This is a genomic window from Ensifer sp. LC11 (genome assembly GCF_001695835.1).
GTDB lineage: Bacteria > Pseudomonadota > Alphaproteobacteria > Rhizobiales > Rhizobiaceae > Ensifer.
On the sequence record NZ_MBSO01000027.1, the window covers coordinates 34357 to 55187 of the forward strand.

Annotated in this window: 18 protein-coding genes and 2 pseudogenes; 14 read left to right on the plus strand and 6 right to left on the minus strand. The window is 60.2% G+C overall.

Annotated elements, in window-relative coordinates; genetic code table 11:
* Positions 1 to 77: 77 nt before the first annotated feature.
* Positions 78 to 2036: an elongation factor G gene (locus tag BBX50_RS19300; protein WP_065776944.1), complete on the plus strand. Its 1959-nt coding sequence runs from the start codon at positions 78 to 80 to the stop codon at positions 2034 to 2036.
* A gap of 38 nt (positions 2037 to 2074) precedes the next feature.
* Here BBX50_RS19300 and BBX50_RS19305 read toward each other — a convergent pair whose 3' ends face one another.
* Positions 2075 to 3115: a hypothetical protein gene (locus BBX50_RS19305; RefSeq protein ID WP_065776945.1), complete on the minus strand. Its 1041-nt coding sequence runs from the start codon at positions 3113 to 3115 to the stop codon at positions 2075 to 2077.
* A 508-nt stretch (positions 3116 to 3623) separates the two neighbouring features.
* On the opposite strand from BBX50_RS19305, the gene BBX50_RS19310 reads away from it, so the two are divergent.
* The gene (locus BBX50_RS19310) at positions 3624 to 4076 is read left to right on the plus strand and encodes a hypothetical protein (protein WP_065776946.1); all 453 of its coding nucleotides are present in this window, start codon (positions 3624 to 3626) and stop codon (positions 4074 to 4076) included.
* A gap of 312 nt (positions 4077 to 4388) precedes the next feature.
* Here the strand turns inward: BBX50_RS19310 and BBX50_RS19315 are convergent, their stop codons facing one another.
* Positions 4389 to 6785 carry an arylsulfatase gene (locus BBX50_RS19315; protein ID WP_065776947.1) on the minus strand — a complete coding sequence of 799 codons (2397 nt, stop codon included), beginning with the start codon at positions 6783 to 6785 and terminating at the stop codon, positions 4389 to 4391.
* A 295-nt stretch (positions 6786 to 7080) separates the two neighbouring features.
* Between BBX50_RS19315 and BBX50_RS19320 the strand changes: the two genes are divergently transcribed.
* From BBX50_RS19320 to BBX50_RS19335, 4 genes are all read left to right on the plus strand, one after another.
* Complete coding sequence (locus BBX50_RS19320) at positions 7081 to 7353, plus strand: DUF3302 domain-containing protein (RefSeq protein WP_065776948.1); 273 nt, start codon at positions 7081 to 7083, stop codon at positions 7351 to 7353.
* On the plus strand, positions 7350 to 8291 hold the full coding sequence (locus BBX50_RS19325) for an efflux RND transporter periplasmic adaptor subunit (protein ID WP_065776949.1): 942 nt from the start codon (positions 7350 to 7352) through the stop codon (positions 8289 to 8291). Before BBX50_RS19320 ends, BBX50_RS19325 begins: the two co-directional genes overlap by 4 nt.
* Before the next feature lie 100 nt (positions 8292 to 8391).
* Positions 8392 to 9285 (plus strand): AraC family transcriptional regulator, encoded by an 894-nt coding sequence (locus tag BBX50_RS19330; RefSeq protein ID WP_083213632.1) that lies wholly within the window; start codon positions 8392 to 8394, stop codon positions 9283 to 9285.
* 63 nt (positions 9286 to 9348) lie between these two features.
* Positions 9349 to 10227: an NAD(P)H-binding protein gene (locus BBX50_RS19335; RefSeq protein WP_065776950.1), complete on the plus strand. Its 879-nt coding sequence runs from the start codon at positions 9349 to 9351 to the stop codon at positions 10225 to 10227.
* Positions 10228 to 10395: 168 nt separating this feature from the next.
* On the opposite strand, the gene BBX50_RS19340 is transcribed toward BBX50_RS19335, so the two are convergent.
* The gene (locus BBX50_RS19340) at positions 10396 to 11250 is read right to left on the minus strand and encodes a hypothetical protein (RefSeq protein ID WP_065776951.1); all 855 of its coding nucleotides are present in this window, start codon (positions 11248 to 11250) and stop codon (positions 10396 to 10398) included.
* A 31-nt stretch (positions 11251 to 11281) separates the two neighbouring features.
* Positions 11282 to 12190: a glycoside hydrolase family 75 protein gene (locus BBX50_RS19345; RefSeq protein ID WP_065788404.1), complete on the minus strand. Its 909-nt coding sequence runs from the start codon at positions 12188 to 12190 to the stop codon at positions 11282 to 11284.
* Between the two features lie 248 nt (positions 12191 to 12438).
* Here BBX50_RS19345 and BBX50_RS19350 point away from each other — a divergent pair, with 248 nt between their 5' ends.
* The 4 genes from BBX50_RS19350 to BBX50_RS19365 all read left to right on the plus strand — a co-directional run bounded on the left by BBX50_RS19350 (position 12439) and on the right by BBX50_RS19365 (position 16781).
* Positions 12439 to 13077 carry a glutathione S-transferase family protein gene (locus tag BBX50_RS19350; RefSeq protein ID WP_065776953.1) on the plus strand — a complete coding sequence of 213 codons (639 nt, stop codon included), beginning with the start codon at positions 12439 to 12441 and terminating at the stop codon, positions 13075 to 13077.
* Positions 13078 to 13313: 236 nt separating this feature from the next.
* Complete coding sequence (locus BBX50_RS19355) at positions 13314 to 14327, plus strand: hypothetical protein (protein ID WP_065776954.1); 1014 nt, start codon at positions 13314 to 13316, stop codon at positions 14325 to 14327.
* Between the two features lie 213 nt (positions 14328 to 14540).
* Entirely contained in the window at positions 14541 to 16028 is a 1488-nt protein-coding gene (locus BBX50_RS19360; RefSeq protein ID WP_139108482.1) for a nucleobase:cation symporter-2 family protein, read from the plus strand.
* 147 nt (positions 16029 to 16175) lie between these two features.
* Positions 16176 to 16781, plus strand: a complete 606-nt coding sequence (locus tag BBX50_RS19365) for a nucleoside deaminase (RefSeq protein WP_065776956.1) — start codon at positions 16176 to 16178, stop codon at positions 16779 to 16781.
* Positions 16782 to 16938: 157 nt separating this feature from the next.
* Here the strand turns inward: BBX50_RS19365 and BBX50_RS29425 are convergent.
* Positions 16939 to 17094, minus strand: a pseudogene (locus BBX50_RS29425) (TetR/AcrR family transcriptional regulator); the annotation flags it as partial.
* Positions 17095 to 17321: 227 nt separating this feature from the next.
* Here BBX50_RS29425 and BBX50_RS19370 point away from each other — a divergent pair.
* From BBX50_RS19370 to BBX50_RS19380, 3 genes and pseudogenes are all read left to right on the plus strand, one after another.
* A complete protein-coding gene (locus BBX50_RS19370; protein ID WP_065776957.1) occupies positions 17322 to 18155 on the plus strand; it encodes a hypothetical protein in 834 nt (277 codons plus the stop codon).
* Between the two features lie 4 nt (positions 18156 to 18159).
* On the plus strand, positions 18160 to 19188 hold the full coding sequence (locus BBX50_RS19375; RefSeq protein ID WP_065776958.1) for a hypothetical protein: 1029 nt from the start codon (positions 18160 to 18162) through the stop codon (positions 19186 to 19188).
* A 181-nt stretch (positions 19189 to 19369) separates the two neighbouring features.
* A pseudogene (locus tag BBX50_RS19380) lies at positions 19370 to 19630 on the plus strand (adenylate/guanylate cyclase domain-containing protein); the annotation flags it as partial.
* An 18-nt stretch (positions 19631 to 19648) separates the two neighbouring features.
* On the opposite strand, the gene BBX50_RS19385 reads toward BBX50_RS19380, so the two are convergent.
* A complete protein-coding gene (locus BBX50_RS19385) occupies positions 19649 to 20239 on the minus strand; it encodes a TetR/AcrR family transcriptional regulator (RefSeq protein ID WP_065776984.1) in 591 nt (196 codons plus the stop codon).
* A gap of 169 nt (positions 20240 to 20408) precedes the next feature.
* Between BBX50_RS19385 and BBX50_RS19390 the strand changes: the two genes are divergently transcribed.
* On the plus strand, positions 20409 to 20816 hold the full coding sequence (locus BBX50_RS19390; protein WP_065776960.1) for a RidA family protein: 408 nt from the start codon (positions 20409 to 20411) through the stop codon (positions 20814 to 20816).
* The last annotated feature ends 15 nt before the right edge of the window (positions 20817 to 20831 follow it).

Here is a 20831-nt window from a genome sequence, read left to right on the forward strand (position 1 = left end):
AGCTGCCCTAGAATTAATAGAGTAAGGGCGTCGCAACGCTCGGCGCCCGTCGTTATCGCGACAGGGGAGGATCGCCGATGCGCTGCTTCACGGTACTTGGGCCCTCGCAGACCGGAAAAACCACGCTTGTGGACAAGCTGGCCGGTCTGGAGGGGGCCTCCAGAAAAGCTGCTTCACCCTATGGATTGAACCTCACGGAATTCGAGTTTGGCGGTGAACCCTGGTGCGCGCTGGATGCGCCCGGGGGCACCGAGGCGCTCGGCCACGCGCAGCACGCGCTGATCGCCAGCGACGCCTGCGTGCTCTGCGTATCGCCGGCGCCCGAGGAGGCGGTGCTCGCCGCCCCCTATCTCAAGGTGATCGAGGCGTCCGGCACGCCCTGCATCCTCTTCATCAACCGCATGGACGAGCCGCGAGGGCGGCTTCGCGACGTGATTGCGGCGCTTCAGGACTATTCCAGCCACATGCTGCTCTTACGCCAGGTGCCGATCCGTGAAGGCGACAAGATCGTCGGCAGCTGCGACCTGATCTCCGAGCGCGCCTGGCGTTACCGCGAAGGCCAGACCTCGGCGTTGATCGAGATCCCCGACACGATGATGGAGCGCGAAAAGGAGGCGCGCGCCGAATTGCTCGAGCATTTCTCCGAGTTCGACGACTGGCTGCTTGAGGAGCTGATCGAGGACCGGGCACCTGCAAGCGACACGATCTATGCGATCTCCACGCGGCTTTTGAAGGAAAACCGGATCATTCCCGTGCTCGTCGGGGCGGCGAGCCACGCCAACGGCATCATGCGGCTGATGAAGGCGCTGCGCCATGAGGCGCCCGGTGTCGACGCACTCAAGAAGAGGCTGGCGGCGGCCGGCCCGATCACCGAGACCGCCCTTTCCGCCGTCAGCTTTCATGCCTATCATCGCGCCAATGTCGGCAAGACGGTGCTGGTCCGGGCGCTGACATCGGGCATCAAGCAGGGCGCCACACTTGGCGGCGGCAGCCTCGGTTCGCTGCAGGATCCGGCCAGCGGCAAGCCGCTGCAGAACGCGACGCCCGAGGCGGGCGCGATCATCGCCGCGGTCAAGGCCGACCACCTGCCGGTGCCGGCGCTCTTGGCCGCCAACACCACCGCCATGGCGCCGGACTGGACGGTGCCGCCGACGCCGATGCTGGAGCGCATTCTGGTGCCCGACAGCGAGCGCGACGAGACGAAGCTTTCGGGCACGCTTGCCAAGCTCGCAGAAACCGACCGCGGGCTCGCGGTCATGCAGGAGGAGGGAACCGGCGCCCAGCTCGTCTGCGTGCAGGGGCCGATGCACCTGCGCGATCTCTGCAAGACGCTCGCTGACGTCTTCCATGTCGGCGTCACCGACAAACACCCGAGCCCGACCTATCGCGAGACGGTGCTGAAACCCTCCGATGTGCACTACCGCCACCGCAAGCAGACGGGCGGCGCCGGGCAGTTTGCCGACGTCAAGCTCAGCGTGCACCCGAACGAGCGCGGCTCCGGCTTCTCCTTCGCCGAAACGGTGAAGGGCGGGGCCGTGCCGCGCAACTTCATCCCGGCGATCGAGGCCGGCGCGCGCGAAGCGATGGAGAAAGGGCCGCTCGGTTTTCAGGTGATCGATGTCGGCGTGACGCTGACCGATGGCCAACACCATTCGGTCGACAGCAACGACTTCGCCTTCCGGGCGGCGGCGAAGATGGGCGTGCGGCAGGCGCTGTCGCAGGCCTCAGCCGTCCTGATGCAGCCGGTCATCCGCATCGAGATCCACATCCCCTCGATCTATTCCGGCAGCCTGGTGCCGATCGTCTCCACCTACAAGGGCCAGGTGCTCGGCTTCGACCGCGACGAGGCGGCCAAGGGCTGGGACATCTTTCGCGCGCTCGTGCCCGGATCGGCGCTCGACGATCTCTCTCGGGCTCTGCGCGCGGCAACGCAAGGCATCGGCTACTTCTCCAAGAGCTTCGACCATTTCGAGGAACTCTACGGCAAGGAGGCCGACGCGGTGATCCACGCGCACGGGGCGCAGCAGGCGGGATGAGAGCGGTTTCTTGATCATAGCCCGTGAGTGTTCACGGGCTATCGAGACCGGCAATCCAGCACGACGAGCTTTCCCTGGCTGTCGATGTACATGATCGACCGGTCGTGGAGAAACAGTGCCGTTTTGCTGTCGACCTGGCCCGTGCGGTTCGCGCAGAAATAGTCGCTCGAAAGCCCGGATCTTTTGCCGTTTATGATGTTGTAGGAGCTCAGCGCCCAGTGGAAACCGTCCGTGCGTAGCTGGCCGCTGTAGGCGTCGCGATAGCGGTCCGATTGCAACCCAACCAAATAGATTGGATGCACATCGCCGCCGCTCCAACGGTAGACATTGTCGCCGGCAGGAAAGGTCAGCTCGGATGCATTCCTGATATCGACGAAGCTGCCGTTTTCGCTGACGAAGAGGCTCTGTATCCCGCCAAACTTCGCGCCCGGCTCAAATCTCCCGTCAGGCGTGACCACCACCACCGACGAACGCACATCCATGGGGAGGTCCGCGCCGAGCGAATAGTCTTCCCATTCGGTTTTGGAGAACACGTAGCCCTCAAGATAGGGCTGGAAATCCCGGATCATGTAGTTGCCGGTGACTTTCACCTCGCAAGTTGCAGTGTCCAGCCTGCAAGCAATGCCGTTATAGATGTCATTCTCCTGTTCATAGGCGAAGCGGATACGTCCGCTGAAGCGATCCCAGAAGGTCTCCTTGGTTTTGGCTGCCAGCGCGATTTCACTGCCCTTGGCAATCAGGCTCTTCACTTCGTAGCCGCCGAACGGAATGTAGCGTTCGCTGCCCGTGTCGATATTGCGAACGACGAGCGTTTCGTCCTTGCTGTAATAGAGCGTCTGGCCGTCGATCCAGTGGGATCGGACATGGTAGCCAAGGTTGGGAAAGCCATCCGGATCGATTGACGGGTCCAGGTGCGGGGCAAACGGGGCGCCCTCCGGCTGGCCGCCAAGCAGCAACACGACCAGGATACTCAACGTCGCCGAAATGATCAGGATGCCTTTGCCTCGCAAACGGCGACGCGGGCGTGCTTGCCGCGCGCTGCGGCCCTCCGGCAGATTGCGACCGTCTGCGTTGTTCATAATCGCGAACTCCCCCTCCGGTAGAGTAGCACGCGGGATCGATTTGCCAAAGGCGCGGGAGCGTCAGCACCGGGGAACGGGATAGCGAGCTTCATATGGTCGAGCGGAGTGCAGGCGGAAACCAAACGCAGGTTCCTCATCCCGCCCTGTCGAAGGGGCAGCCACCTGCCTGTTGCGCGCCTTCGTCTCGGCGATCAGCCAGTCGAGGACTTGGGTCCACCGCTGGTCCGGCGAAGCCCTTCGTTGCGCTTCCGCGAGCCTCGTCGAAATCCAGTTCCCTCGGCGGTCCCTCCGGCTCCTGATCGAGCGCGACTGCAGCTTCGGGTAACCAGGCTCCGGTCGGAATACACCGACGAGGCCCGACGCCGACGAGGTCGTCACCGCCAACTGAGCACGCGCAGCGTGAATTTCCTTTTTGGCTCTCGTATAATCTGCATGATATCGGCCGCACAACAAGTCGTTGCGTGACCCAGCGAGCAAAAATCTATCGGTGGAATGGAGGCTCTCGATGCACACATTGAAGACGAGGCTGTCTGTGGCGCTCTCGACGTTTGCCATAGCCGCATTGCTGTCCGGCACGGCGATGGCGGAAGACACCCTGCGGACGATCAAGTTTCTCGCAGGTCACACGAGCGTGGCCATCCATGACGATCTTGTCGAACGCGATAGCCATATCTTTGTCTTTGCGGCAGAGGCTGGGCAAGAGGCGAACATCCAGGTGAAATCGCTTGAAGAGAACGCCGACCTGACAATATACCAGCCGCCGAGCAAGATCGAACACGATGCCGATGGTCTCGACGTCGACGGCGAGATTCTGCAGGGCGGCAAGCCTGTTCCCGGCCTTGACCCAGGCGCCACGCGCCATTGGCAGGGAAAGCTTCCTGCGTCCGGTTCCTATTACATCGAACTGGTCAGCGATCGGGGGAACGTCACCTACGACCTCACGGTCTCTATCAAGTGAGCCGATGCTCAGAGGCATTGACACCGCGCACAATTGCCCCTTTACGCCTGCCATTTTGGTGATGGTGGGATTAATTGACCGCTCGTCGGTGGCGTTCAGTCCCGCGTCCCGCGGTCGCGGCGCCATGCTTCTATCGTCACCTCGTCAATCAGACTTGCCCGCCGCGAACTGGCCTCCGCCTTCCATCCAACTCCCGTCCCTGTTCCGGACGTCCGGCAGGCTCCGCTTTATGCTCTGCTCTCTTGCTTTGGCGAGCTGACGCCTGCGGCAGGCAAGACATCACAAGAAAAACTATTAGGTCCTGAGCCTAATCTACTTCGCCAATTCGATGTCGACCCGACCGATCTTCCCATCGAAGGCGAAGGGGCGTTTGTCGGCATAAGCCTGGGAGACGGGAGAGCCGAGATCTGCCCCGACGTCGAAGCTTTCGGTCGCGGTAAACGCTGCCGGAACGGTGCGCCTGACGGTCGTCTTCGCCGCTTCCTTTCCATCCACCGTGATGACCACCTCGGCCGGTCCCGCCGGCTTCGGGATCGCGGTCGATATCTCGATCCGGTGCTTGCCGGCCGGTATCTTATCCGTCCGCGCCTGGTAGTTCTCGATGATCATCATGTTGTATTCATAGACGAGTTCTCCGTCCTGCATGTAGACCGAGAGGCCGCCGCCAGCGCCGCCGACGGCGTAGAGCACGCCGTTGGCGTTCTCGCCGAACTCGGCATCGATCCGGACATCCGTACTTTCCCGCCCCACGCCGGGTGCTGCGAATTCCGGCATGCGCCGTGTCGTGTGGCTGAAGGTCCACTTGTCATAGCTCGACTTGATGCGGTCTTCCGGGTGCAGCCGCAGCCAGTTGCCGGCGCCGATCGGGAAATCCTTGTTCTCTTCGGCGACATCGAGGAAGCGCTTCTTCATCTCCGCAAGCTTCCCCGGATTAGCCGCAGCAAGGTTCTCCGCCTGGGAGAAGTCGGTCTTCAGGTCATAAAGCTCCCACTCGTCCTTGGCCGAGTCCCAGCTCGCGAGCCGCTTGGCGGAGCCCGGCGTGTCCCAGGGAGTGAAGGGGCCGGGCACGTCAGCAAACCAGCCGTCGAGATAGAGGCCGCGGCTGCCGTTGTTGTCGAAGAACTGCTCCAGTTTCTGCGGCGCAGCGTCCGCATTGGCGAAGGTATAGGCAAGGCTGGTCCCGTCGATCGGCAGTTGCTCATAGCCGTTGACGCTCTTCGGCGCCTTGATGCCGAGGATTTCGTAGATCGTCGGTGCGATATCGACGACGTGATGGAACTGTTGGCGGAATTTGCCGTCGTGCTTGATATGCCCCGGCCAGGAGACGACCATCGGATTGCGGGTGCCGCCGAAATAACCCGCCATCAGCTTCGTACCCTTGAACGGCGTGCCGCCGGCCCAGGCCCAGCCGGCATGATACATGTTGTCGGTCTTGCCCGTCCCGAGAGCGTCGAGGCCGCCGATTTTATCAAGTGCTGCCATCTGCTCTTCGACGGTGTTTTCGATGTTGTTCTGCGCGAGCAGCTCGCTGATCGAGCCCTGCTGGCCCTCGGCGCTGGAGCCGTTGTCGCCGAAGATGTAGAAGACCAGCGTGTTGTCCTTGAGCCCGCGGCTCTCCATGCCGTCGATCAGGCGGCCGACCTGCACGTCGGTGTGCTCGACGAAGCCGGCGAAGATTTCCATCAGCCGTTCCTGAAACGGCCGCTGGCTTTCCGGGATGCTGTCCCAGGAGGCCATGGTCGGATCACGCTCGGTTAGCTTCGTGTTCGCGGGGATGACGCGCATATCAAGCTGGCGCTTGTAGGTCCGTTCGCGATAGGCATCCCAGCCGGAGTTGAACTTGCCCTTGTACTTGTCGGCCCATTCCGGGAACACATGATGCGGCCCATGGGCGCCGCCCGGTGCCCAGTACATCAGGAACGGCTTGTCGGGGTCGTAGGCGCGATAGTCGTCCAGCCACTTCAGCGCCTTGTCGACCATGTCCTCGGTCAGATGGTATTTGGGGTCGTCGTGCGGCGGCTCGACTGCGTCGTAGTTTTCCGTCAGCCGCGGTTCCCACTGCGAGGTTTCGCCACCGAGAAAGCCGTAGAAATACTCAAAGCCGTAGGCGTTCGGCCAATGGTCCTTCGGGCCGATCGCGGTCGTCTCGGTCGCCGGTGTATTGTGCCATTTGCCGAAGGCCGAGGTGTGATAGCCATAGTTTTTCAGGACCTCGGCGACCGTTGCCGCCGTCTTCGGGATGACGCCGGTGTAGCCGTCGAAGGCGACGGCACGCTCGGCGATCGTGCCTGACCCGACGCGTGTGTGGTTGCGACCCGTCAGAAGCGCCGCACGCGACGGCGAACAGATGGATGTGGTGTTGAAACCGGTGAAACTGATGCCTTCGCTGGCGAGCCTTGACAGCGTCGGAGTGCGCACCTCACCGCCGAAAGCCTCGGAGACGCCGAAGCCGACATCATCCAAGAGCACGATCAGGATGTTTGGCGCGCCCGCCGGCAGGCGCTCAGGCGTTGCCGGCCATTCCATCGTCGAGTCCTGCAGCCGGGGCTTCGCCACACCCTTCATTGGCTGGGGTGGAAAGGGCAGGACCGAGCCGTCGGACGCAACCGTCTGGGCTGAGGCCGGCGGGGCGACACCGGCCAAAGCAACCGTCGCTGAAAAGACCGCGGACAGAAACCGCCGAGAAGTTACCTTGTCAAAAACGAACATCGCTGCGCTCCCAACAACTGCTGTGAAGGAATTCTCAAGGCGAATGGGGCAGGCAAGACGTAGGACGAAGGTCGTCCGATCGGGAAATGTATCGACCGGAGCCTACCCGCGAAACTTGCAAAAGAAAACATTGAGTGCCCGAAAACGCGTTATCCTTCACGCCTGCGCCAGCACGGTAACTGTTACGTACTTCCGCACGTGGGGGCTCCGGGCCTAGTGTCTCCTTCACGAAACGGGCCTGGCGCTTTGCCTTGGCCGTTTCGGTTTGAATGCCGAACGTGCAGGGATTGGTCCTATGAGCTTCATCGATCTTTTCGCCTGGATCGTGCTGATCGTGCTCGTGGTGAGTACGGTTGCGGTCCTCGTCTTCCTCGCCATGCTGCCGGGCTCGATCGCCAGGCGCCGCAACCATCCCTGGGCGGAGGCTGTCACCGTCGCCGGCTGGGTGACGCTGTTCCTCGGCTTTGCGCTTTGGCCGATCGTGCTCGTCTGGGCCTATGTCGATGTGCCGCGGCCGAGCAATGTGCAGCCAGGCGCGGCACAGGCAAGCGAGGCGGGCCGGCCATGATCGTTGTTCTCCTCAATGTCTATCTGGCGATCCTCTTCTGCCTGGTGAAATTCAGGATCGTGCCTTTCAACCTGTTCTGGAAGATCTCTCCGGCGATCGTGTTCCTGCTGCTTCTCATTGGCCTGTTCATTCCGATGAACTGGGGCGCGCCGCAGGGCAAGGCGCTGGTGGTGCGCAATTCCGTGGCGATCGTGCCCGATGTCGCCGGCGAGGTGCTGGAGGTGCCGGTCGCCTCCAACAGCGCGCTCAAGGCGGGCGACGTGCTCTTTCGCATCGACCCCGTGCCCTATCAGGCGAAGGTGGACGCGCTGCAGGCGCAGCTTTCGCTGGAAGAACTGCGGCTTTCGCAGATGACGAAGCTGCAGTCGCGCGATGCGGCGAGCGAATTCGATGTCCAGCAACGCCAGGCCGAAGTCGACAATCTGAAGGCGCAGATTACCAATGCCAGGTGGGAACTGGACAAGACGACGGTGAAGGCCCCGGCTGATGGCTACGTGACCAACCTTGCGCTGCGGAAAGGCGCGCGGGTTGCAAGCCTGCCGCTGTCGCCGGCCATGGCCTTCATCGATACGTCGGAAACGATCATCGGCGTCGAGATCAACCAGATCGACGCGCGCTACATCGAGCCCGGCCAGAGGGTGGAGGCGACGTTCAAGTTCGCGCCCGGCGAGACTTATAGCGGTACGGTCGAAGGCGTGCTGCAGGCGATCGCCTCCGGACAGGCGCGGGTATCGGGCACGGCGGTTGCGCCGGAGGCGGTATCGGCCGCACCCTTCATCGTGCGGGTGAAGCTCGACGACCAGGGCTTTGCCGCCCGGTTGCCGGCCGGCGCTACCGGCGATGCGGCCATCTTCACCGACCGCGTGAAAGCGGCGCACGTGATCCGCCGGGTGCTGCTGCGCCAGATCGCGATCACCAATTACGTCAATCCGTTCTGACCCCGCATCATCACGGCGGCAGGCTCGCGGTTGTTAAGCGGCCGATCGGGAAATAGCATGGCGCCCGCACGCCGGGACCCGAGCCGCGAGAGATCAAGAGATGACGATGCCTTCCGCAATCCAGACACCGCAAGTCCTTCTGACGAGTGCCGGGCGGGCGTGGAGCGGGCTTTCGGCCGATTTCATCCATATTCCGCGCGGCCGGGTGCATGTGCCCGGCGGCGATTTGCACCGGCTTGGCATGCATTTCGGCCCGCCGGTCAAGGCCGATTGCCAATGCGGCGGCCGGCGTATGCGGCGGGTGCAGAAGCCGGGCGACATCGACATCGTGCCGGCCGGCGTCGACGGCTCCTGGGAGGATGACGCCGACTGCCGCATCCTGCGGATAAGCCTTACGCCGTCTTTGATCGCGCGCGTTGCCGAAGAGATGGGGCGGGGTGCCGGCACGGCGCAATTGCGGCCGCAAATGCAGGTGCGTGATGTCAGGCTTGAAGCGATCGGCTGGGCGATCAAGGCGGATCTGGAGGCCGATATCCCGTCCGATCCGCTTTACATCGACCTGCTTGCCAACGCGCTTGCCGTGCGGCTGATCGAGACCGCGAACGGCGGCATGCAAGCGGAAGGCCGAAACGCGGCGAAGCTTTCGGCGCGGCAGTTGCGGATGCTGACGGAGTACATCGAGACCAATCTGGACCGGAAGCTGCATCTCGCCGAACTGGCGACGGTCGCGGGCCTGAGCGCGACGCGCCTGAAGATTTTGTTTCGCAACAGCACCGGCGTGCCGGTGCATCAGTATGTCATTCGCCGTCGCGTCGAGCATGCCCGCGCCCTGTTTACCGCAACGACGATGCCGGCAAGCGAGATTGCGGCGGCATCCGGTTTTGCCCATCAGAGCCATATGGCCTCGACCATGCGCCGGCTTCTTGGCCTGACGCCCGGCGAAATCGCCCGGCAGGTGAATGATTTCCGGCCGAACCTGCAAAATCCCGCCTGAATTTGCGCGACGATCTCCTGCCGCATCCTTAGTCCTTGCCGGTCTTCAGCAAGGAAAGAGATCATGTTTGTTATCCTCGGAGCGGCCGGAAAGGTCGGTTATTCAACAGCATCGGCGCTCAGCGAGGCGGGCCTCCCGGTCCGGGCGGTGCTGCGCGATGCGGCGAAGGCGAGCCGGCTGAGCGCGCTCGGATGCAAGGTCGCGATCGCCGATCTCAGGGATCCGGCAGCCCTTGCTGCGGCCATTGCCGGCGCCGAGGCGGTGCAGATCATCCTGCCTCCACCGCTTTACGCCGAGGACGCGCCAGGGGAGATGCGCCAGGCGATCGACAGCATGGTCGCGGCGCTGCGGCAGGCACGGCCGACCCGTGTGCTTGCCATCTCGGACTATGGCGCCCATGTGCCTGATGATATCGGCATGCCCACAATGTACCGAGTTTTCGAGGAGCGCCTTCGTTCGCTGGACACGCCGAAGGTCTTGCTGCGCTCGGCCGAGCATATGGAAGGCTGGGCCCGCTCTATCCCGGTAGCGATGGCGACCGGCATCCTGCCGACCCTGCATGATGAGGTGGATAGGACGTTTGCCACCGTTTCGACTGTAGATGTCGGCCGGATGGCGGCCGACCTCCTGCGCCATCCAGGCGCTGACATGGCTGAGCGCATCGTCCATATCGAAGGACCGCGCCGCTACAGCGCCGCCGACGTGGCTGGCGCCTTGAGCCTGTTGCTCGGCCGCACGATCATCGCCCGTGCCGTGCCGCGGAGAGAGTGGCAGCAAAGCCTGGAGCGGGTGTTAAGTGCGAGCCTCGCCAGGCTGCTGGTCGCCCTCTACGACGCCCATGGCAGGGGCGGGCTGATCGACATCGAGCCCGGCCGAGGCGAAGTCCGCCATGGGACCACCGATCTCATCGAGGCTCTTCGGCCGTTTGTGCCGGCGCGGTGAGGGGCGGGGCGTCGCCCCGCTGTGAGGTGGGCGACGGCGCAACGAGGAGCTGCATCGGGGCCCTGCCTAGAGCATCCCGCTCTCATGTGGATCCACGTGAGGCGGAAAGATGCTCTAGAATCAAAGTGCTAGAGCGTCCTTGGTGCGTTCGTATGAACGCACGGCGCTCTAGTTCATGCCCGCAAGCACGCGTCCGAAGGCAGCGTCGAAGTCAGCGAGGCTAAAATTCTGCGGGTCGTCATGACCGTTGCTGATGCCTTCGTCCATGGCCGCGTGAAACGCGGGAACGAGGCCGGTGCCGGCACGGGTGCTTGCGACCAGATAGAGCAGCGCCAAGCGATCGTACTGGGTGGATGAGAAGCCGGGCGTCGGCGCGTTGCCGTCCGGCTGGCTCGGATGCTTGCGGCGCGGCTGGATGTTCTCGATGTGGATGAACATGCCGCGCGAGAGGGTGCCGATGGTGCCCTCCAGCTTGGTGGCGCGCCAGGGAACGTTGAGCTTGTGGCCGACATAGGTCTCGCCTTTGCGGTTGAGGAAGATGTGGGCCTTGGCGTCGGTTGCATCGTGGTAGCGATCAAGCCGATTGACCCGGTTGCTGGTGTCGATATCGGCGGGGAACGGTTCATTGACGAGGTTCGGCGTGCTCGTGTCGTGAATGACGAAATAGCGGGCCTGCGGCGCATTCGGATTGTTGGTGTTGCCGCGCGAAAGCGGGTCGTCGAGACTGCCGCCGACACCGGCTTCGGTTAGACCCGCGGCCGTGATTGCCTGGCGCAGCTTGGCCTTGGACACCGTGACCGGCTTGCCGATGAAGCCAGCGAGATTGGCCGGGAGCTGAGCCGGCGCGGCGTCGACATTTCCGAGGATCTTGACCTTGCGCAACAGGCAGGAGGCCTGCTCCGCGGGCGTTCCCGCGAAGGCAAAGCTCTGTTTGTCGAACTTGCACTTTCCGAACGTTGCTGCCGTCGTCGGGCCGCTTGCGGCGGCAAAAACGAGCAGGCTCAGGGGCAGAAGGTAGCGCATGGCAACACCTTTCCTGTTGGCTTGGAAACAATCACGGGCACATTTCGCCGCCGGTCAGGCCAAGCTTCTGCTTGGCGAAGGTGCATAGGGTGGCGACGGCATTGGCTGGCGTAATGCTGGCGCTGCGGCTGCCTGGATAGGCGATGAAGATCACATCGCCGGACAGGCCGAAATTTCGGTAGGGATAGACATTGCCCGGTCCGACGCAGGTCTTGCCGTCGTCGCTCCACTTCTTGCAGCGGCTTTCGCCGATCGCTTCGAAGACCCGGCTCGAGCCTTCACCAAGGCGCATGAACGGACCACCATCGCCGATCAGGATCGGCGTCCACCGGTCCTTGTAGACGACGACGCCCATGTCGCCGAGGCGCAATCCGGTCTTTTCGGCGAACAGGCGACCCATCTCGGCGCTCCTGTTGCCGGTTATCCTGGAAAGACCGGCCGTCGGCATCACGATGTAGGGGATCCGATCGGGATCGACCTGAGCCGAGCGCGCCGAAGAATTGGGCGAGCCCGGCCATTTGTAGGCCGTCTCCTTCAGATCGGTAGCACCCGGCAGGCCGTTCCATGCCGCCCAGGAGCCATCGACATCAAGCGCCATCTTGCTGCGCCAGTAGATGGCGCCATCCTTGAGGCGCAGCAGCGCCTTCACGTTGCTGGGGTCGCGGCTGCACAGGTAATATTGCCGGTTGTCGGGCGTGTTCGGAAGCTTGAGATTGAAGTCCAGGAAATGATCCTTGGCTCCCTGGCCGGCCGCGCCGCCGTCGCAGGCGACGAACTCGAGCCGGTAGGGCTCGTCGAGCGGGGCGGCCGCCGAAAAGTCGATCGCTTGAAGGCGCCCGGCAGAGCTTGCGGGCGGTTCCGCCGCAAATACGTGACTGGCCAGAGCGGCAAGAGCGAGGGTGCTGAGGGAACGGGCGAAATTAGACACGACTGATGACATGGCCAGGGCCCCTTTGAAGCTTGGCATCGTTGCAACGTGTGTAACTCAGGCAGAATTCAGCTTAATTTTACCGTGTGCAATCCAGACGGCAATAGCGATGTTGATGTCCTTGTGGTTGAGGGCGCTCATCGGTGAAAGATCGCTGTCGGAGCCGTGGCTGTCCGGCTTTGTGCGATTGCTCGTCAGTACCTGTCGGGAACCATGGCCGTCCTTCGTCTTTAAGAGGTGCACGAAGGGAGAGATCTCACATGAAGCTTTATTTCAGTCGCAATCCCAATCCGCGCCTGGCCGTTGCCGTCGCGGGATATTTGGGATCCGGGATCAAGTTCGAATATGCATCGCCGCAATCATCGGGAGAGGCGGAGCGCTTCCGATCGCTGAACCCCAACCTGCTGTTGCCGATCCTTGAGCGTCCCGGCCGGCCGCTCTGGGAAGCGGATGCGATCGCCTGTTGCCTTTCGCGGCACATGGGCTCCAATTTCTGGCGCAGGGACGAGGACGAGCCCGAGATGATCCGCTGGCTGAGCTGGGGCAAGGAGAATTTCGTCAGAGCCTGCGACATGGTGCATTTTGAGCGGGGCACGAAGCTGCGCTACGACATCGGCCCGTGCGATGAAGAGATGGTGGAGGAGGGGATGCGGGCGTTTCACAAGGCAGCCCGGCTGCTTGAGGCCGAGCTTGCGGAGCGCGCCTGGCTCGTCGGCGACACGGTCTCCTTTGCCGATTTTCGCATGGCGACATTCCTGCCCTTCAACGATGCCGCCCGGCTGCCGATCGATGATTATCCGTCGCTCAAGCGCTGGTCGCGGCAGCTGGACGAGATTGACGCCTGGCGCGATCCCTTCGGTGGGCTGGCAGCGCCGGAGTTGCCGCCGATCCCTGGCTGATTGCTCCGTTCGCGCGCCGGCGACCGCGGCAGCGGTGATGTCGGCGCGTGCATCCGTAAGTAGCATCCGCTCTCGCCATTCATTTTCGCGTCTGCTAAAATTACCACGAAAACGTGTCTACCGGGTCTTCTTGCTCAAGCGTGGCGGGATTTGACGCAGGAACGTGGGCCAGCGTTACTGAGGCTCATCGAGCACTTCGCTGTGGTGGATACTCAGCGATTGAGAGGGGAAAAACAATGCGATTTCAAGTCATTGGCTCTCGACCCATAAATGCCACGGATAGTGATTTCGAGGCTTTAAAGGCGGCCTGTCGCGACATTGGTCGCGAGTTGGCATCTAGGCATCATGAGGTCGTACTGGGGTCTCTTGGTGAGACGACTGCTGATCGTTATGTCGCTGACGGAATGAAGGAGGTTAAAGGAAAACACAAGCTGACTTTTCACAGGCCAGACGGCGCGAGCGCAATAAAAATGAGCTTGCCAGAAGACAAATTTGAGGTAACCGAAAAGAATTTCAAGGGAAACCGCCATATTAATGCACTTGCAGAAGGCATGACGATGCTTGTCATCGGTGGCCAAAGGGGAACGGCCACGGCAGGTTTTGCTGCATTTGCACTCAAGAGACCCGTTTTGGCTTTGCCGTGCTTCGGAGGAGCCGGGAAAGATATTTGGGACGGCGTCAGCGTGAGATATGGTCAGTCCCTAACCTCCGATACGCTGGACGTGATAAAGGGAAACTGGGACGGATCTAGCGCCAAGGTGGTGGTTGATGCCCTTGAACAGTTAACTCGCAATAATCCCTTTGACGATAGAATTAAATGGCCACAGATATTTCTGGCTCTGGCGGCGCTGGTGATGGTGCTGTTGTGGGTTTTCATTTTTAGCATTGGGCCAAAACATAAAGACTCATTTCTATATATGTTATTTTTCTTCCAAATAGGAATTGCCTCTGTGATTGGAACTATCGCAAGAACTGTATTAAATGTTTATTTTGACGTTTCCAATGTGTACTCATCTAAGCGCGTTCTCAGCGATTTTGTTATCGGTATCATTATGGGATTTGGATTTTTCCTGTTCATTCTGGCTTCCGGTGTTCTTCTCGTCGGTGAAGAATTCGATATCAGGCCCGAGGATTTTCGGCGTCTCTCGGTATTCATGAGTTTAGTTACTCTGGCGGCCTCGTTTTTATTGGAGCGCTCTGTCGAAGAGTTTCGCAAGCGCATTGGAAAGCACCTTGAAGTCGGACAATGATACAAAGAAGAAGCCGGGACTCCGCTTCCCGGCTGTCGAGACGGTGATCATCGGCGAAACCGTCCCAAAATCGGCCTGTCACTGCGACCTCTCCGTCCCCTGACATTCCCGGTCGAATCCCGAAAGGTGTTTCGCGTTTTTTAGGAAAGCGAGATTTGTCCTCCTTCAGTACCTTTTGGTTGTCCCGCTGGAGACGGGACGCATCGCGAAGGTATGGAGGAGATACCCTTGGCAAGCATTTCAGAGGACACTGCGCTTACCCAGAATCCCGAAGACGAACGGCTGAGCATTGGGGCCAATCTGGCCTATGGTCTGCAGCACGTTCTGACCATGTATGGCGGCATCGTTGCCGTTCCATTGATCCTCGGCCAGGCGGCCGGTTTGAATTCCAGCGATGTCGGCCTGCTCGTCACCGCCTCGCTTTTTGCCGGTGGTCTGGCGACCATCCTGCAGACGATCGGCGTGCCGTTCTTCGGCAGCCGCCTGCCTTTGGTGCAGGGCGTTTCGTTTTCGGGCGTCGCGACGATGATCGCCATTTCCGGCAATGGCGGCATTCCGGCGATCCTTGGTGCGGTCATTGCGGCCTCGCTGATCGGCCTTTTGATCACGCCGGTCTTTTCGCGCATCACGCGCTTCTTCCCGCCGCTCGTCACCGGCATCGTGATTACCACCATCGGGCTGACGCTGATGCCGGTGGCGGCGTTGTGGGCCATGGGCGGCAACAAGGCCGCACCCGACTTCGGCAGCCCTGCCAATATCCAGCTTGCCGCCGTCACGCTCATCATCGTGCTGCTCTTGAGCAAGCTTGGCAGTGCGGCGATCTCCAGGCTTTCGATCCTGCTTGCAATCGTCATCGGCACCGGCATCGCCTATGTTGCCGGCATGACCGATTTCTCGCAGGTGGCAAACGGCCCGGTCTTTGCGCTTCCGAAGATCTTCCATTTCGGCTACCCGACCTTCGAGCTTGCCGCTGTTATCTCGATGCTGATCGTCATCATGGTGACTTTGGTCGAGACCTCGGCGGACATTCTCGCCGTCGGTGAAATCGTCGAGACCAAGGTGGACTCGCGTCGCCTCGGCGACGGCCTGCGCGCCGACATGCTGTCAAGCATTCTGGCACCTGTTGTCGGCTCGTTCACACAGAGCGCCTTTGCCCAGAATGTCGGCCTCGTGGCGGTCACAGGTGTGAAAAGCCGCTTTGTGGTGGCAACCGGCGGCATGTTCCTGGTGGCGTTGGGCCTGCTTCCGGTGATGGGGCGCGTCGTTGCCTCGGTGCCGACCTCGGTTCTCGGTGGCGCCGGCATCGTGCTGTTCGGCACGGTTGCGGCAAGCGGCATCCGCACGCTGTCGAAGGTCGAGTACGCCAACAACATGAACCTGGTGATCGTCGCGACCTCGATCGGCTTCGGCATGATCCCGATCGCAGCCCCCGGCTTCTACGAGCACTTCCCGGCCTGGGTCGCAACGATCTTCCATTCGGGCATCAGCTCGGCCGCGCTGATGGCGATTTCGCTCAACCTGCTCTTCAACCACCTGACAACAGGCAATTCCGACCAGCAGTCGGTGTTCGTCGCGGCAACCGAGCGCACGATCCGCTACCAGGACATCGCACGTCTGCATGACGGCGACTACTTCCTCAACGGCAAGCTCTACGACGCCAAGGGCACCGAGGTGCCGTTGATTGCGGCGGAGGCGCACTGATCAGGCCAATTCTATAACGTGACGCATCCGGGCGAGGCCGCTTGAGGCTTCTTCCGGAAGTGATTTGAAATTTCGCCATTCCGGGCAGGAAGCCGCTTCCTGTTTTTCCTGGCGTTGATTGAAAAACCCAACAAAAGGACACTGGGAATGACACAACAGACGGACACCTACCAACTCCTCGACGCACTGCTTTCCACCATGGAGCGCGGCATCATTCCGGCAACGGAAAGAGGCGTCGCGGCCGGCAACAAGACCTTCGGCGCGGCGCTGATCGCCAAGTCCGATCTTGCCACCGTGCTGGTCGAGACCAACAACGAGACGGAAAACCCGCTCTGGCACGGCGAGGTGCATACGCTGAAGCGTTTCTACGAGATCGAGGGCGCCGCGCGCCCAGACTCGCGCGACCTCATCTTTCTGTCGACACACGAACCCTGCTCGATGTGCCTGTCGGCGATCACCTGGGCGGGGTTCGATAATTTCTACTATTTCTTCAGCCACGAGGATTCGCGCGACAGCTTCTCCATCCCGCACGACCTGAAGATCCTGAAAGAGGTCTTCACGCTGGAGCCCGGCGGCTACAACCGGACGAACGCCTTTTGGAAGGGCCAGTCGATCCACGCGCTGATCGATGGTCTGCCCGACGGACAGCGCCAGGAGCTGAAGGCCCGCGCCGACGCGATCCGCGCGAAATATGACGAGCTCTCCTCCGTCTACCAGGACAGCAAGGACGGCAACGCCATCCCGCTGAACTGAGACCCGAAAATCCACCTGCCATACCGGGCCATTTCATTGTCTCATCAGAGGCGTGAAATGGCCTATTTGTTTGAAAGATTGTGCATTCCTGCCAAAGGCGTCCGGTGCTACGGTTTTGGCGGGGGAGAGGCGTGGGCAGCAGGGTCGCGCCGTTGCCTCAGCGATCGGTAAGCAGCCCTGCTGCCAGGGTCTGGAACGCGTCGATCGCCTTTGGCAGCACCGCCTTCGGATCGTCGCTCGCTGCCACCCAGAGCGCGGCACCACTGAGCAACCGGGCGGCGGCTACCGGGTCGACCGGTTTCATGGCGCCTTTATCAAAGGCTGGGCGAGATCCAACTCTTCTTTGGCGGAGGCCTTCTCAAGGCTTTGGGCAGTTTAGGGCCAAGGCCATTCAAGGAAATTATCCGTGGCAGGTCAGGGCAAGATCAAAAACACCGGCTACACCTTTTCAATCTTCGCATCCTCTGGTTTTATTTGATAGGTATAGCCGCTAGCAGACTGAAGGCAACGATACCGTCCCTGACAAATTCAAGGCGCAATATGAGAAAACAACTTCTCTTAGTCATGGCGTCAGCGGCTATCCTAATAGCAGGTTACGGCTGCACTGCAGAACCCGACTTGCCAAAACCTTTTAAATTCTCGGCGAACGGATACACGTTCGCAGTAGCGCCCGCACACGGTGCAGGCAGCGATACGGATATTCCAATCCGTTTGGAGGTCAAACTAGACCTCAGCGTAGAAGAGCTTCTTTCTCAAGCCGCGGAACGCATCTCACAGTTCGTTGTTGGTGACGAATGTGGTCTCAAGATCAGTGGAATCAAAACATCTATTCTTTCAAATAATAACACTAAGGAATTACTTGTTAAAGCCGGATACTTGAAGCAAATTTGCAGTATTATTGCTGTTCCAAACGTTATCTGTGAAAAAACATGGGTAAAAATTCCATTTGGAATCAAGGTCGAAGGCCCGCCAAGTTGTCAAAATCAAGAGCAGATCGTGACTAAGAAGGAAATCTCCGCTTCAGGAATTGATATATTTAATATCGTTTTCAACGAAGGTAAAGATATCAGGAAATTTGATATTATACAGTCGAAAAATTCTTTTGGTGGAGACGCTGATGCGGCAACGTTTTTTGTAAAAAGACTGCGTGAAGAAATAGGTTACGAATTTTCTAGCATCGAGGCAGGCTTCTCTACCCTTTTTGCTGGAACAAGACTTGGAGAGGTTCTCGTACAGTACGGCCCGAGCGAAATAATCTTTCACGAGAAAACTGAGTCGACCTCTAGTCCAAGTGCGTTGTTCGTAATATTTTCCTCAAGTATTACCAGGGAAGAATACTTTTCTTTGCAAAAAGAATACGGCGGTGAGGGCTGAGTAGATGCGTGGAAAAGGAGACGATTTCGAGAAAATAGGAGTTCCGGCCGAATTGGTGCAAGCTCTCGCCGATGTCTCCCTGTTAAATTCCAGGGTAAACTCGGTTGAGGAAGATAACAAAGAAAACTCTAAAACGTTGAAGGAGGTTTCCGTTGCTATTGAGAGGCTCAATTCGACGATCCAGAAGCCTTGGTACAAAGATACGCGGTTTTGGGTCGGGATATCTACTATTCCTAGCCTGATTCTTGGCGGCTGGCTTCTGAAATTATTTGCATCTGACCCGTCAATCCTGCGTCTGATTCACAAGGGATTTGGAACGGAGATCGCGATAGAGTCTTCGTTAAAGGAAGAGTCAAATCTCGAGGCTTCAGTAGCCGAAGTCATTCAGCGCAAGCTTTCGCCCCGAGCGAAGGATTTTGACTCGGCAATAGTGGACAATTTGAGCGCGCAATTCGCCAAGACTTCCACCCTTTCTCAAATGATAATCAAAGATGTAGAAGTCGATACAAATATCAAACACGTTGATTTCTTAACTCTCGGTCTCGTGCGGCCGAAGGAGGCTTCTTGGAGGAAATGCGAAGCCGCTGAAGCCACTTCGCCCAGTGGGTTGTGCCTAGATGCTACTGGCGACGCCTTTGTCGATTCAGCAACTTCGTTTTTTGGTGCGGAGCGGGGTTACAAAATTGACGTCACGATCGGTGTATTTGTCCGGGAGGTACGGACCGAACTTCTGCCTGGTCAGGTGGTTTATCAACCGGTGACAGGAGCGACACCTCTAAGTGCTATTCTGAAGATCGAAATCGATGACGTTGGGCAGAATCCGATCAAGCATCGAGATAGTTTCAATTACACTGTGGGTGGGCAAAGTTACACCTTTGCCCACTACAAGCTGGAGGGCTTAAAGCTTCCGGATGACAGCGGGTTCACAAATTTTCCTTTGCATACCTTGAATGTTGCGGTTCTTCCTGGAACCACGAACAAGGTCGTAAATATCGCGATCGTGGTTAGGAAGGCAAAGCAGGCACAACCCTAAGCGTCCGCGTGTTTCCTTGGCCGGGTGACGGCCGACACCGACCTTATCGTCATTCTCCGACAGTCGCGGTCCGCAACGATCAGCGCTTGGTTTCGAGATTCTGAATCGGTGTCTCTACGGCTGGTTAGGCCGCCGTCAGGTATCAAATCAAACAGTAGTGACGTAATTGTTTGGCCCGAACGGGCTGCATACGGGTCCGGCGGTCGTTGGCAGCATCGGCGCGGTCTCGCGCCAGCAATACACGGCCATGGGCGACACCATCAACGTCGCCTCGAGGCTCGAAGGGCTGAACAAGGAATACAACACCTCGATCCTCGTCAGCGGCGCCGTGCACGAGGCGGTTGCCGACGGCTTTGATTTCCGCGCGATCGGGCTGGTGCAGGTCAAGGGTCGCGCGGCGAAGATCGATCTTTGGGAGCTGGCGGGGGAGAGGCGTGGGTAGCAGGGTCGCGCCGTCGCCTCAGCGATCGGCAAGCAGCCCTGCGGCCAGGGTCTGGAAGGCGTCGATCGCCTTCGGCAGGACGGCCTTCGGATCGTCGCTGGCAGCGACCCAGAGGGCGGCATTGAGCGCCGCACCGCTCAAGAGCCTGGCGGCGGCTTCCGGGTCAACCGGCCTCAAGACGCCTTTTTCCAGCAGCTGCTCCACCGAGCGCTTCGTCTCCAGAAGGCAGCTATTCTGGCTCGGCCATTTCGACGGGTCGCCGAGTACGGCCGGGCCATCGAGCAGCACGATCCGCTGGACCTCCGGATCGAGCGCCATCTCGATATAGGCAGCACCTTCCGCGAGCATTTTCTGCCAGTGGCCCTCGGCTCGTCCGCCGATTTCCTTGGCGCGTGCCGCCATCTCGCCGTCAATCTCACTGACCACGGCGGCGAGCAGCCCGCGCTTGTCGCCGAAATTGTGATAGAGCGCGCCGCGCGTCAGGCCGACATCGGCGGTCAGTTCGTCCATCGAGGCGGCCGCGTAACCCTTTTCGGCAAAGGCCTTGCGGCCGGCCGATATCAGCTTGACGCGGTTTTCTTCCATCGTTTCCAGGCGGCGTCTGGCCATCATGTCCTCGATTTCATATACGGTACGTATATGGGTTTGACATACGCGTCGTATTTGGCTAGTTCATATACGTGGCGTATATCAAATGACATGGGTTTTGTGAAGCTTTGCCTGATCGGGCAGCGCTCGCCCGCTTCTGCGCCCTGGATTTAGCAAAAGGACTAGACCGATGACTTCACGCAACGCAATCTTTCCTGCAAACCGACACGCGCTCTACGACGCGCACGGCTATTCCGCTGCCATTCAGTCGCAAGACCTGCTGTTTGTCTCAGGGCAGGTGGGCAGCCGCGAGGACGGGTCGCCCGAGCCGGATTTCGCCCGCCAGGTCGAGCGCGCCTTCGACAATCTCGCGGCGACGCTGAAGGCGGCCGGCTGCACCTTTGACGATATCGTCGACGTCACCACCTTCCACACCGATCCCGAAAACCAGTTCGGCGCGATCATGGCGGTCAAGAACCGGATCTTCACCGAGAAGCCCTATCCGAACTGGACCGCCATCGGCGTCAACTGGCTCGCCGGCTTCGATTTCGAGATCAAGGTGATCGCGCGCATTCCTGCCAGCCAACAGGCCGCTTGAATCGCGAGGAACCCG